The sequence below is a fragment of the Okeania sp. SIO2C9 genome (assembly GCF_010672455.1).
Lineage (GTDB): Bacteria > Cyanobacteriota > Cyanobacteriia > Cyanobacteriales > Microcoleaceae > Okeania.
The window spans coordinates 22826-36994 of the sequence record NZ_JAAHGO010000048.1 but is presented as its reverse complement, the minus strand read 5'-3'; the positions used below and the strand labels follow the sequence as shown (position 1 = coordinate 36994).

Genomic DNA, 14169 nt, shown 5'->3' with positions numbered 1-14169 from the left:
TCATTGTGGATGGACGAACTTTGTGCCTTGGGATTTACATTGCTAAGTAATATGAGTATTGAGGAAATGGAATCTTTTCTCACAAAATCTATTGGACCAATCAATGCTACATTTGAGATAGTGAGTGATGTTAAACCTACTCCAGATACTAAAGATTTGGGTGATTTAATGACAGGTCCAGAGGTATTACCTCACAATGCTCATAACTATAAATTGAGCAAGTTCTTGATGCTGTTTTTCTATTGCCTCGAACATAACGCTAAAGGTGGCGAATCAATACTGGTTGATAGTTTTCGGGTTTGTGAAGATTTTCGTCAAAAGTATCCTGAATACTTCAAAATTTTGAGCGAAACTCCGATTGTTTTTCGTAAGTTTGACCCCCAGAATAATTATTATTTTTCTTATACTGCTCCGATTATTCAATTAGATACACAAGGTAATATATATCGCATCTGCTTTAACCAAAAAAATTGTGAACGAACTATCCCATTTGAGAAGACAGAAAGTTTTTATCAAGCTTACTCAATCTTCTATCACTATATGAAAAATCCAGCATATCAGTACCGCTTCCGTCTCAATGATGGAGACTGTTTGCTAATACATAATGTGAGGGTAATGCATGGACGGACAGCATTCGATCCTAGATCGGGAATTAGACATCTTAAAGCAGGATTTGTGGATTGGGACTACTTGATAGCGCGACGTAACTTCTATCAAAGCAAGCATTTTTACTTACAGCAGTTTTCTAGTTGATGAGGTACAAAGTTTTATTGCTCTAGGGAACAGGGAACAGCGGTGCGACCCCGCGTCGGCGTCAGACGCAAGGGAACGCGCACCAAGAGAGGGAACAGGGAATAGGAAATATAAGAATAGTCCTATAAGTAGGGCTTGCTGATTAATTATAAAAGTATTGACAGATAAAGGTTTTAGCGTTTTAGAGTTGAAAAAAGTACCAGCTTTTCGGCAGCAAGAGCTGCATAAAGCTAGTATCTTAGGATGATTATGGCAGAAAAATTGAGAGACAATTCTTACTCCTACCTCTTCTAAATTCCCATTTCTCCTGTCTCCTGTCTCCTGTCTCCTGTCTCCTACCCCAGCAAAAAGACTTTCCATACGCAAACCCTAAGTATACCTCACTATCCTCAAAAGTGCTGTAAGTTAATAGAAATCTTCAGAAAAGTAGGGAGTAGGGAGTAGGGGGAAATAATTGATAATTGCTGTGCCATAATTGATATTAAATCCGGTAGCATCAGTGTTATTCAGTATTTAAAGATAAGAGTCCATATTGTAGGGGCAAATGGCATTCGCCCTTAACCACTATATGACGACAATAGAACTATATTACTCCGAAGCCAACGGATTTGATATGATTTGATTTTTTGGCGTTGGTGAAAAGAGGTATGATATCTGTCCGGATCAGAGCGCGATAGAACGACCTTCCGCTTACCTGACCAAAAAACTTTCTCCTTATACTCGGGATTTCTTCTTCTTTCTTCCCTCCTGACTCCTGACTCGGTCCTCCTGACTCCTAAGTAATTAAGATTAATATCATACACGCGCTTCAGCAACGCCGTTATTCTTTATTTTTCTTAATTATTACAGTGAATCAAGAGATTTATGATCTAAATATCAACATAATTTCAGTTATAACAATAGGTATTTATGTCAGATTCTTTGTTTGATGATGCTAGTCGTAGGTTACAAAGAGCTTTACAATATGTCTCTCTTTCTGAAGATACAAAAGAGCGCCTCAAATATCCTAAAGCTACTTTAATAGTTTCAATTCCTGTCCGGATGGATGATGGTTCATTACGAGTTTTTCAAGGTTATCGAGTTCGTTATGATGATACAAGAGGACCAACAAAAGGTGGTATTCGTTATCATCCAAATGTGTCTATTGATGAGGTAAAATCTCTCGCATTTTGGATGACTTTTAAATGTGCAGTTGTGAGTTTACCTTTTGGTGGAGCGAAAGGTGGAATTACTGTTAATCCGAAAGAATTATCTCGGATGGAATTGGAACGTTTGAGTCGTGGATATATTGATGCGATCGCAGATTTTATTGGTCCTGATGTAGATATTCCCGCACCTGATATGTACACTAACCCGATGATTATGGGTTGGATGATGGATGAGTATAGTATTATTCGCAGACAATTAATTCCGGCAGTTATTACAGGCAAACCTGTTACTATTGGTGGTAGCTTGGGCAGAAATACGGCAACATCAATGGGTGCTTTTTTTACGATTGAAGCTATCATGTGCAAGTTTGGATATATTCCGGAAAAAACTACAGTTGCAGTACAAGGTTTTGGTAATGTAGGAGCATTTTTGGCAGAGTTACTTTGTCAAGCTGGTTATAAGGTGGTTGCTGTTAGTGATTCTCAGGGTGGTATTTATTATTCAAAGGGTTTAGATATTCCTAGTATTCGAAAATATAAGGAGTCTAATAAGGGTATTCAAGCTGTTTATTGTCAAGGTAGTGTTTGTAATATTGTTGAGCATCAAGTTTTGACTAATAAAGAACTTTTAGCTTTAGATGTTGATATATTAATTCCTGCTGCTTTGGAGAATCAAATTACTGAGGAAAGTGTCAAAGATATTAAAGCAAAATTTATCTTTGAAGCTGCAAATGGTCCGACTACTTCTGCTGCAGATATAATTTTAGAAGACCGTGGAATTTATGTATTTCCTGATATTTTAGTTAATGCTGGTGGTGTGACTGTAAGTTATTTTGAGTGGGTACAAAATCGCAGTGGTTTGTATTGGACTTTGGATGAGATTAATCAACGCTTGAAAGAAAGAATGTTGGCAGAAACAGAGCAAATTTGGCAAATATCTCAAGAGTTATCTATTTCGATGCGAACTGCTGCTTATGTGCATGGGTTAAATAGATTGGGAGAGGCAATTAATGCTAAAGGAACTAGGGCATATTATATGAAGGATTAATGTATACCGAGAGTTTTAGACCAAAGAATTAAGAGTGGGAACTTTAGAATCTATTATTCGTAATTCAGGTTTACGTCGTTCCTTGTTTGACATTGATGAATGAAGAAGCGATCGCCCCTGGCAGCTATAAAGTTACCGAAAAATTAAGGTATAAAGTCTCTCCATTCATGGAGAAAAAAGCGGTCGATCTTCGGAGCTTCCCAGTTGGGTGGGATGACTCCGAAACCTGCGCCATATCCAATGGACCAACAGAAGAAAAAAATTCCTTTTAACCCAATCCTCTTCTTTTCAAGGAGAGGTAATTCTAAGTTCGCGCATTATTGAACCACTCATCAATAGATATCACGAAGATGTTTGGTAAATTGTCCAAGGATACTTACTGCTAAAAATTCTGGGGATTCTAGCTTTTCATTTATGCGGTTCTCATCTTTATCAGGCTTTTTCCCAGTAATTACTTCGCCTTCTCCTTCTGCTTATTTAGGGTTTGCGCTCATAAGTCTTATGGGTGAGGGTAGGAGACAGGAGACAGCTATACAGGAGACAGGAGAAAAGGGAATGAGCTAGGAGGTAGGAGTAAGAATTGTAAGAATGATTTTTCTGCCCAACTATGAGCCTAAAATACTAGCTTTTTGAGCATGAAGAGCTGAAAACCAGGCACTTTTTTCGACTCCAAAAAGGCTAAAACCTTTATCTGTAGATACTTTTATATTTAATCAGCAAGCCCTATTTAAAGTCTAAAAACTTAAAAGGTTTTCCTATTTGCGATCTTCTCCACTGCAACAATTCTTCAGTAATATCAGGACTTTTTATTCTTTCAGGAATGGCGAGATGATATGTAATTAAAGGCGATTTTTTTTCTCTATATTTGAGTTCAAATACTATATTTACTTCAGTATTTATAGTTCGTATTCCTCGAAATTTACCTCTTTTTTCCCAAGCTTTTCTCAGCCCATCTGGGGATAATATAACTATAAGCTATCAGCTATCAGCTATAGTCAAAACTTTTAACTGTAATGTTTTGAAGTTTCTTAGCTGTCTTAATCTTAATGCGTAGTGCTATATTCATCAGGATTGAATATCTGTTATAGTTATGGAATTTATCAGATATCTATTTTGGCAATAAATTTTGAGCAATAAGAAAGAATTAGGATACAATGACTGGAGTTTTCTAAAAAGAACTTATTTAGATAACTTAGATTGCCTACTATAAAAAATTGAAAATTTTAAATTAAATGACTTTTATAGAATTATTTATTCTGGCTGTTTCTGGATTATTTGCTGGTGTATTGGCTGGATTTTTAGGTATTGGTGGTGGTACTATTCTCGTACCTTTATTAGTGACATTAGGATATGAACCTATACAAGCAGTTGCTACTAGCACTTTATCAATTATAATTACGGCTACTTCTGGTAGTATTCAAAACTGGAAAATGGGATATTTAAGTATTAGTCGAGTGCTAGGAATAGGGTTTCCGGCTTTGATTACTGCTCAGTTGGGGGTATATTTTGCTAATTTATTTCCTTCTCGTTGGTTGTTATTTGCTTTTGGATTATTTCTAGCTTTGAATATCTATTTAGTGGAGTTTCGTAAACAAATAACAATGAAGAAAAAGCAAGAGGAAGAATTACAAAATAATCAGCAGGAAAATCTTCAAGTCAAAGCAGAAAATACTAATAATCAAGATTTTGTAGTGGAATTTATTGTGCCATTTACTCCTCATCCTTTACCATTAATGTTTCAGAAAATAGTCAAAGAAATAAATTATCAACTTCCAGATAAATATATGAAGGTTATTGCTAGGATTATTACTGGTAGTTTGGCTGGATTATTAGCAGGTGTGTTTGGTGTGGGAGGTGGTGTAATTATGGTTCCTTTGCAAATATTATTATTGGGTGAAAGTATTAAAGTAGCTATTCAAACTAGCTTAGGAGTGATTGTAATTACGGCTTTTTCTGCTTGTATAGGTCATGCTATTAGAGGTAATGTTTTATGGGAACCTGGAGTATTATTAGGATTTGGTGGTTTATTAGGTGTTCAATTTAGTACGAGATTTCTGCCTAAATTACCAGACAAAGTTATCAGTTTAGCTTTTCGTGGATTATTAGCAATTCTATCAATTTATATTTTTGGGCAAGCAATTATAAATAATTAATAATGAATAATTAATAATGAATAATGGCTTTGTTGCATGAAAGTATATAGCTGCGACTAGACTCCCGATATTTACTTCATAATGCGCCGAAACTGCTGTAACTATTGGACAATAAATAAATCAAACATCAATCTCCCTCAACTGAGCGATCGCTTCCTCTGACTATATCTAAACTCAACATAACTATTGGACAATAGATAAATCAAACATCAATCTCCCTCAACTGAGCGATCGCTTGACTCTGACTATATCTAAACTCAACATAACTATTGGACAATAGATAAATCAAACATCAATCTCCCTCAACTGAGCGATCGCTTCCTCTGACTATATCTAAACTCAACATAACTATTGGACAATAGATAAATCAAACATCAATCTTCTGAAACTGAGCGATCGCTTCCTCTGACTATATCTAAACTCAACATAACTATTGAACAATAGATAAATCAAACATCAATCTTCTGAAACTGAGCGATCGCTTGAGTAATATCATGTTCGGTAGAACAGTTATAATTAGGCTCGTAGTTGGACTTTAGTCCTAATACTAAGCATTTTCTGGGCTAAAGCCCAACTACAAACAAAAACTTTATTATAAGTAATTATCCGAACATGATATAAGGGACTAGCAAAAAAATAGCTTACCAGATCGTCTTTTGTGCAACAAAGCCATTATCCATTATCAATTAATGAAAAGAGATTCGGTCGTATATGAGGTACAAATATTAATGTTGAAATCTCTGTAGTGCGAGTATCTTGCCCGCTAGTACTGTATCTGACTGAGATGAAATTCTCTATAAGATATATTACTCCCTACTCCCTATACCCTTTTCCCTTTTCCCTTTAGATTATTTTACATGACTATAATCTCTGTCTCCTATTCGGTTTTCACCTCTTAATTTTGTCTGTTTACCAGTTAATTTTTCTAATTTTTCCCGAACTTCAGCAGAGGTAATTTGATTCAAAGGTATACCTTTTTGATTTGCCATAGCTGCTGCTACTCCTATTGCTTGTCCTTGATAAATACTCATAGTTTGAATTCTTGCTACTGCTACGGCAATTCCTATATATCCAGATGAGCGTCCGACGACTGCTAAATTATTCACATTTTTAGCTAAAGCACTTTCAATTCCAAAGTTATATCTCGGTAGAGGCAAATAGTTGATACCTAAGCCTTTAACACCACCCCTAAAATCAAATTCATAAGAAAAAGTACCAATAGAATTTTCTGCTGAAGTGCCTCCTTGAAGAATTTCTTTTCCTGTCAATGGATCGATAACATCCGTAATATTTAAACTATGTCTAATATAAACTTCAGAAGGTAAAATTACCTTGACATCTTTCCCTGACATTTTTCTCAACCAACCCTCAAGTTCCTGCATTTCTGTAATCATTTCTTGAGTTGGTTTAAAGTTATTATGTTCTATTTTCCTAACTTTTTGACTGTTATATTTAAACAAAAATCCATTCAAAGATAATTCCCGTTGACCAACACGACAAATATTCAGCTTATCAAATAAAAATACTGATGATAAATCTAGATTAAATGAGTGTTTTCTATGAATATGATAAGCCCCAGCTAAAGCAATACTTCTGTTAATATAGCCATCTTTATATGTTTTAATTATTGGCAATCTAAATTTTGCCAGGGTAAATTCAGCATTTGTTGGTGCTTGGTCTGCTTGAATTTTTGTCTTAATTTTTGCCATTTTTTGACGGTTATACAGTATTTTAGCTTCTATATTTTTGAATTCGTAAATACTTAAACCAGTCACTGTAGGAACAATAGAAGTTGCGATAGTTTCATCCCGTAGTTTTGGGTTTTGTGATGCAAATCCTAAAGAGTAAGATACACCAGCTTTTCTTGCTAATTCTGCATCTTGAGTGGTGTCTATAAATGCAGCAGCTTTGACTCTAATATTGGTGTTGTTTATCTGTACAAATTTAATTTTTTTATTTTCGACATAAGGTGTAATTGAAGCATGAGAAATAACTACAATTCCCGCCTCTTCTAACATTTCTTTCATTGCTTTTGTCGCCTTGTCTGGTTCAACACAAGCTTCGACAACTTTTGCTTTTTTCAAAAAGTTAAGAAAGCACTGAGAATATGGTCGATTTTGCCAATCTGGTGTTTTATCATAGTCTAAATAAGCTAATCCACTTCGTGTTAGTAAGCCACCTAGAGGTGCATTTTCAGAATTGGAACGCATTAGTACAACTTTACCTGTATTTCCTAATGTTTTTTTAGCCCAGATAGCAGCACATATTCCTTGAAGTTCATCTCCATAAATTACGATGTCGAAGTTTTTATATATTGGTAGTGGAGGTTTTGGTGGTTTAGATAGTAAGGGGGCAGGATTTGCAATAGCTAGTGAATTATTGCTGGTCTTTGTTGTTGTTAATTTCTGCCAAAATCTGGGGATAAAGTTATTACTAATTTGAGGTAAGTATTGAGCAGCGCTTAATGAAATTAATGAGAGAAGTGCTGTAATTAAAATTAATTTTTTTGGGGAATTAGAAGACATAAGGTTTTGAGTATTTAGAGAAAATCATACGTAAGCATTTCCTACGGAATGCTGCGCAAACAGCTTTATTACCTTTAGTAGACAATTTAAGCTTGCTGTTTTTTTGCTTCAATTCTTTGTTGAAAAATGTTGTAGAAGTTAAGCAAATGCTTGCTTCATTCATTAAAAAGCTGAATGCGAGCGCATTCCGCACCGAATAGCTGACCGCTAATAGCTGAATGCGAGCGGATTCCGCAGGAAATGCTTACAATAATACTTTTCAATATTGATTGACATGAAAAAAATCAGCCAAGTGATACTTAGTTTGCTTAATTTTTTGCCTGACAAATTTTACCTGTATAAATATACCACAGCACTTTATATTGCTAATATCAAGTAACATTAATTAACCGCAATGTAGGGACGTTGCATGCAACGTCTCTACCAGGTTGGGTAAAGATTGTTTATTACAATTATTGAATGAGACATGATATAAGATTAAAAATTTTCAGTGGTGGTGCATTGTAATTATTTTTGTTACCAGACACAGTAGTGGGAGCATCTTGCTCCTTCGCAGACAGGACGAGGATGGGTAGGACAGAATGTCCTCACTAGGTATTGCTTGTTCCTATTTAGGGCTTGCTGATTAAATCTAAAAGCATTGACATATAAAGACTTTAGCTTTTTTGGGGTCGAATTGCAGTACCTGGGAATCAGCTCTTCATGCTCATGCATGGAGCGTATTTTAGGCGCATAGTTAGGCAGAACAATCTTGGGAAAATTCTTTCTACTACCTCTTCTAAATTCCCATTACTCCTGTCTCCTGTCTCCTGTCTCCTGTCTCCTGTCTCCTGTCTCCTACAAAGAGCAAAAAGACTTTCTATGCGCAAACCCTATTTAGCATTACACGAGCAGGACTAATATAGCGCTACGCGCAAGGCAACAGAGGAATACAAAAGGGTTTGCTGCTTCTATTCATGTCAAACACCTTAATCCCTAGCGCTATATCATCTCTGCACTTTATCGTTTGTGTAAACCCAAAGGTGAATATCTATAGGAAATTTAAGTTTTTTTTGATTGTGCAGAGCGCAAAGTGTGGGATAAGTAATATCATGTCCGAACGCAATCGTTTGTGTAAACCCAAGGGTGAATATCTATAGGAAATTTAGATTTTTTTCTTGCTCAATAGCTTTCTTCCCTCTTCATATAGAATCCGGTTATACAGTATATGTTTATAATTCTATCCACACTTTCGGAGCCTTCAATCTCTCGACCTCCCCTTCTCCCCACACTCCCCACCCTCCCCACACTTCCCACCCCCAAACATAAGATAAGTATTCAACCGGATTTTATATCATTCCCTCTTCCCTCTTCCCCCTTCCTTACCGAAAAATTCTGGGTATGCGCCTCCCCTTTTAAGGGGATAAAAAAAGAGAATATTTCAGATTTCAAGCCTCTAGCTAAAGCAAGAGGTACTGATAACTGATAACTGATAACTGATAACTGAAATGACCTTTGCTATACAATACCGATGCTACCGGACATGAGATAAGTATGGCTGGCCAATATAATCTCAAAGTACTGATATATAGAGGTTTTAGCATTAAAGGGAGCGAAAAAAGTGCAAATTTTTAAGCTTGAGCGACCAAAAAGTTAGGATGAAAGGCAAGAGTTGCACAAAAAGATACAGGTACAATTATTCCTCCTATTTTCTGTGTCTCCCTACCCTCTCCTCCCGACACTTCCCACCCTCCCGACACTTCCCACACTTCCTTGACACACTACCGTTTTTTTCCCTCTTCCCTCTTCCCTCTTCCCTCTTCCCTCTTCCTTCTTATAGAATTATAGAAACTTAATTAACTCCTTCCTAGCTTCTTCATAACGTTCTTCCAATAGCTGCACTAAATGCTCGATATCTGCAAAATCTTGATTTTTGGCTCTAGTTTCCAACTGTCGGCAAATCTCTACTACACCTACAACTCCTAAAGTAGAACTACCACCTTTGAGAGTATGAGCAGAATGTTTCAAACCTTGAGCATTCTCTTCGGCGATCGCTTGTTTAATTTCTGTAAGACGTCGGGGACCTTCCCGGTCTAAATATAGGTGTGTCATTTTCTTGACTAAATCAGGTTTAGTTTCTGCCATAGATATGATCATTGCAGTTCTATCAAGTATTTGACTGCTGGAAGTAGTATCGTTAGTATTAGTGTCTTTTGTTCCCCATTTTTCTAGTATTTGTTGCATAAGTTTAATTTTTACCGGTTTGCTAACATAGTCATCCATTCCTGCTTGCAAACATTCATCCCGATCATCTTCCATCGCATTAGCAGTCATGGCAATAATTTTCGGTCGCGTTTCTGATGGTAACTGCTTAATAATTTCGCGAGTAGCTTCTAAACCATCCATTTCTGGCATTTGTACATCCATAAATATAATGTCATAATTTTGGTTTTTACAAGCTGCGACCGCATCTATACCATTATTTACTACATCAATTTCGTAGCCCATTTTTTCTAATATTGCTATAGCAAATTCTTGATTAATTACATTATCTTCTGCCAGCAATATTTTTAAAGGCAAATATTCTGCTAATTTCTGGTTAATTTGCACTTGTTTTGCTGGTTGTTTGTGATATGTATGTTTCACAGTAGCAAAAATATCAACTATAGTTTTCAACAAAGTAGACTGTTTAACGGGTTTAGAAATATGGGCGGAAAAAACTTGATTTATCAAATCAACATCTTCATTATACTTTCCTAGAGAAGTTAGTAAAATTAGTGGTAATTCATCTTGAGATTTCAATTTTCGCAATTCAAAACCTAGGGTCAAACCATCCATTTCTGGCATTGCCATATCGAGAATTGCTAGATCGAATAAGTCTCCTCTTTCTATCCATGAAATTGCTTCTTTACCATTATCTGTAGCAAAAGGTAACATTTCCCATTGTTGACATTGCCAGATTAAAATTTCCAGATTAGTTTGATTATCATCTACCAATAATACTCGCTTATTTTTAATTTCTGGAGTTTGTTTATTTAGATATCGTTTGGGTTGTGCTGGAGCTGCTTTAGTTTGGATATTAAATGAAAATTTACTACCTTTGCCAACTTCACTTTCAACATAAAAATTTCCTCCCATTAATTTGACTAAGCGACTGGATATAGCCAACCCTAAACCTGTACCTCCATATCTACGAGTCGTGGAAGAATCTCCTTGAGAAAAAGGTTTAAATAAACGACTAATTTGTTCTTCATTCATACCAATTCCTGTATCACTTACAGAAATATCTAGCCTGATATTTTTATTATTAGTATTGATGCTATTATCATTGATTTTTTCTTGTGAAACTCGAATATAAACTTCTCCTGATTCTGTAAATTTAATTCCGTTGTTAACAAGATTCATTAAAATCTGATTAATTCTAGTTTCATCACCAAGAATATAAGCAGGAACATTTGGGTCTACTAAATATAATAAATCAATATTTTTTTCCTCAACTTTTATTGCCAAAACATCATAAACATTTTCAATACAGGCGCGAATATCTAGAGGTCGATTTTCTATGTCTAATTTACCAGATTCAATTTTTGAGAAATCAAGAATATCGTTAATTACAGTTAATAATGTATTCCCACTAATATCTATAGTTGTGACATATTTTTGTTGTTCGGGAGTAAGTTCTGTTGATGCTAATAGTTGCGTCATGCCTAAAACTCCATTCATAGGAGTTCTAACTTCGTGACTCATTGTTGCTAGGAATTGAGATTTTGCTTTAGTCGCTTGCTCGGCTAATTCTTTTGCTTGTTTTAGTTCTTCTTCCCCTTCTTTTCGTTGAGAAATATCACGACTAACTCCGATAATTCCGATTAGTTTTCCTTCTTCATTTAATAGAGGACTAATCAAAGTATCAACTGCATAAAGTGACCCATCTGGATATTTTAAAACTTCTTCATATTGATGAGTTTCAGGTGAAGTTAGTATTTTTGCACAGTAAAAACGAGTAGTTTCAATAAAATCTGGAGAGAACAAATTTAAATCTGTTTTTCCAATAATTTCTTCTCTACTTTTTCCTAAATATTCCTCAAAAGCTTTATTACAAGCTAGATAAGTTCCATTCTCATCCATATAAAATATGATATCTGGAATTGAATCAATTAAAACTCGCAATAATCTTCTTTCTTTTCTCAATTCTTGTTGAGCTAGTCTAGTTTCTGTAATATCATTGTTTACAGTCAGTATATATTTTTCACCATCAATTTCTATTACTTCTGCTGATAATAAAACTGTTTTTATTACACCATCTTTAGTTTTGATATCAAGTTTATAATTCCGAATTATTCCTTTTTTTTCTAAGAGATTTAATAAATTACGTTCTGAACAATTTGGCAAAAGATTCAGATCGTCTACTGTAGAATTAATCACTTCTTCTAGAGTGTAATTTGTCAATTTCAAGAAACTTTCATTAACTTCAATATATCTTTGGTCTTCAAGACGTTTAATAGTAATTGCATGATGAGTACTGCGAAAAGCTGTAGAGAATTTTTCTTCTGATATTCGTAGCTCTTTAGTCCTTTCCTCAACCCGCTGCTCTAGTTCTTCATTTGTATGTTTTAAAGCAGTAAATGACTCCCTTAGTTGCTCGATCATTTGATTAAAAGATTGAGCTAAAATTGCCAGTTCCTTAATCCAAAAAATATTCAGATGTTGGTCTAATTTACCATTAGCAATTTCTTGAGAAACTTTGCTCAAATTTTGAATTGGTTGTGTAATCGAACGAGTAGTAAAATAACCGAGAACTACAGCAGCAACTAATGCTAAAATCAATAATCTAATTGTGCGCTGAGTGTTCTGATTAATTTCTTCTAAAAAGTCTGATTCTGGCTGTACTACCAAAATCAGTAATTCCCAATCACCTTGAGTCTTGATGTGATTTACCTCAACAAAATGTTTTTCTTCCTCTATAGTAATTTTTAAAGTTTTATCTTGATTAATTGCCAAAAAATCACCAAAATTATCTAGTAAATATTGAGATGTTTCTCTAATTAATGGATTTCTACTATTTATTGCATAAATTCGTTCGAGACCATTAACTGTTACTTTAAATGGTAATTCTTCCCCTGAAGTTGCAAATAGCTTGCCAGAATCATCAACAATAAAAACTTCCCCTTTACCAGATTTATTAACATCTAGATCGCGCAGAAAGCCACTTAATGAAACTAAGCTTAAATCTGTTGCTAATATACCTTGAATATTTTCTGTTTTTGTGTAGATAGGAACCATTAAGCTAGTAACTAATATCGGTCGCCTAATATCCGCATAAATGGGAGACCAAATAGGTTGACCAATTCTACCTGATTGTTTTTTACTAATATTTTTAATAACTGATTGATACCAAGGGCGAGTACGAGGGTCGTACTCTTTACTCTCAATAAAATCTCCCTGTTTGCCTTCTTTATCTAAGTGGTAAAATGTTAATCTTGGGATTTTTGGTTTGTCTAAAATCCAGAGAATTCCTGTACCATCTTCTTTTTTTTCAACCCCAATAAATTCTCCTTGTTCATTTGCATAATAAATAAAAGGAACTGATTCGTATAGTTGTACTTGTTCCCATAAATAGCGTTGAAATTTAGGAAAATCTTCTAAATCTAGTTCGCCAGTTTTTACTGCAGAACTATGAATTTTCATAAATAAATATGGAATCTTTGTGTAAGTTTTTGTCCGTTCTTCTACCCGACTGCTAATTTCTTTTTGGAGCTGATTAACAATTTCATTAACTGCTGTTTGACTATGAACTAATGACAACCATCCTAGTATGCTAATAAAAGCGCATATTTGTAATGCTACTGGTAAGGTGAGAACCAAACGTAATGGCAGTTGTTTTTTAATTCTGGGACGAAATAGTTGATTAAATTTTGCCATGATATTATACTAAATTGATAAATATTTGCTACAAATAATTAGGGTATTTATTAGAAGTCAGGAGTCAGGAGTCAGGAGTCAGAATGAATAGATTTAATACCATTTTTGATGTTGTAAATTATATTTTTCTCTTGGTGCGCTACCAGGTGCGACTTGCGTCGTCGCGGGGTCGCACCGCTTCGTCAAATAGACTTTCAGATAAAATATGCGCGATGGTGCTGATTATTCGTAACATTCTTTTTTCATGTATGGTATTATACCAAATTAATAAATGTTTGCTACAAATAATATTATGTTCAGTAGAAAAGTTATAATCAGGCTCTTCATTAATGGATAATTGATAATGGATAATTATCTCTGGTTAAAACCGTTACGGAATTGAATATAAGGAAATATTATTTCTTCTATTGATCGATTGGATATGGTTAGGAAACCAATCCATCCCACCCTAGGGGAAGCTCCGAAGATCGACCGCTGTCTTGGTCGATTGGATATGGCGAGGGGACCTCGCCATCCCTCGACCGCTTTTTTCCCCTGGAAAGAGGAGGGTTTTAACCTAAATTATTTAATTAATAATTATTAATTATTAATTATTCGGTAGTTGACCTTGAGCAATTATATAAGTATTGCAAAGGTTAAAGCAA

General features: G+C 35.0%; 6 protein-coding genes. 3 read left to right on the top strand and 3 right to left on the bottom strand.

Going from position 1 to position 14169, the window contains the following annotated elements; all coding sequences use genetic code 11:
* Nucleotides 1-9 precede the first annotated feature (9 nt).
* From F6K23_RS27765 to F6K23_RS27755, 3 genes are all read left to right on the top strand, one after another.
* The gene (locus tag F6K23_RS27765) at nt 10-753 is read left to right on the top strand and encodes a TauD/TfdA family dioxygenase (RefSeq protein ID WP_293161790.1); all 744 of its coding nucleotides are present in this window, start codon (nt 10-12) and stop codon (nt 751-753) included.
* A 909-nt stretch (nt 754-1662) separates the two neighbouring features.
* Nucleotides 1663-2949, top strand: a complete 1287-nt coding sequence (locus F6K23_RS27760) for a Glu/Leu/Phe/Val dehydrogenase (protein ID WP_293161788.1) — start codon at nt 1663-1665, stop codon at nt 2947-2949.
* Between the two features lie 1232 nt (nt 2950-4181).
* Nucleotides 4182-5102, top strand: coding sequence for a sulfite exporter TauE/SafE family protein (locus F6K23_RS27755; RefSeq protein WP_293161786.1), 921 nt, complete (start codon nt 4182-4184; stop codon nt 5100-5102).
* Nucleotides 5103-5950: 848 nt separating this feature from the next.
* Here F6K23_RS27755 and F6K23_RS27750 read toward each other — a convergent pair.
* The 3 genes from F6K23_RS27750 to F6K23_RS27740 form a co-directional block, all read right to left on the bottom strand.
* Nucleotides 5951-7627: an FAD-dependent oxidoreductase gene (locus tag F6K23_RS27750; RefSeq protein WP_293161784.1), complete on the bottom strand. Its 1677-nt coding sequence runs from the start codon at nt 7625-7627 to the stop codon at nt 5951-5953.
* A 1610-nt stretch (nt 7628-9237) separates the two neighbouring features.
* Nucleotides 9238-9366: a hypothetical protein gene (locus F6K23_RS27745; RefSeq protein ID WP_293161782.1), complete on the bottom strand. Its 129-nt coding sequence runs from the start codon at nt 9364-9366 to the stop codon at nt 9238-9240.
* A gap of 82 nt (nt 9367-9448) precedes the next feature.
* Nucleotides 9449-13525 (bottom strand): response regulator, encoded by a 4077-nt coding sequence (locus F6K23_RS27740; protein ID WP_293161780.1) that lies wholly within the window; start codon nt 13523-13525, stop codon nt 9449-9451.
* Nucleotides 13526-14169 lie beyond the last annotated feature (644 nt).

Bases quoted from the DNA above. Each gene is read 5' to 3' on its own strand.
- F6K23_RS27765 (WP_293161790.1), top strand. From the start codon at position 10: ATGGACGAACTTTGTGCCTTGGGATTTACATTGCTAAGTAATATGAGT.
- F6K23_RS27760 (WP_293161788.1), top strand. From the start codon at position 1,663: ATGTCAGATTCTTTGTTTGATGATGCTAGTCGTAGGTTACAAAGAGCT.
- F6K23_RS27755 (WP_293161786.1), top strand. From the start codon at position 4,182: ATGACTTTTATAGAATTATTTATTCTGGCTGTTTCTGGATTATTTGCT.
- F6K23_RS27750 (WP_293161784.1), bottom strand. From the start codon at position 7,627: ATGTCTTCTAATTCCCCAAAAAAATTAATTTTAATTACAGCACTTCTC.
- F6K23_RS27740 (WP_293161780.1), bottom strand. From the start codon at position 13,525: ATGGCAAAATTTAATCAACTATTTCGTCCCAGAATTAAAAAACAACTG.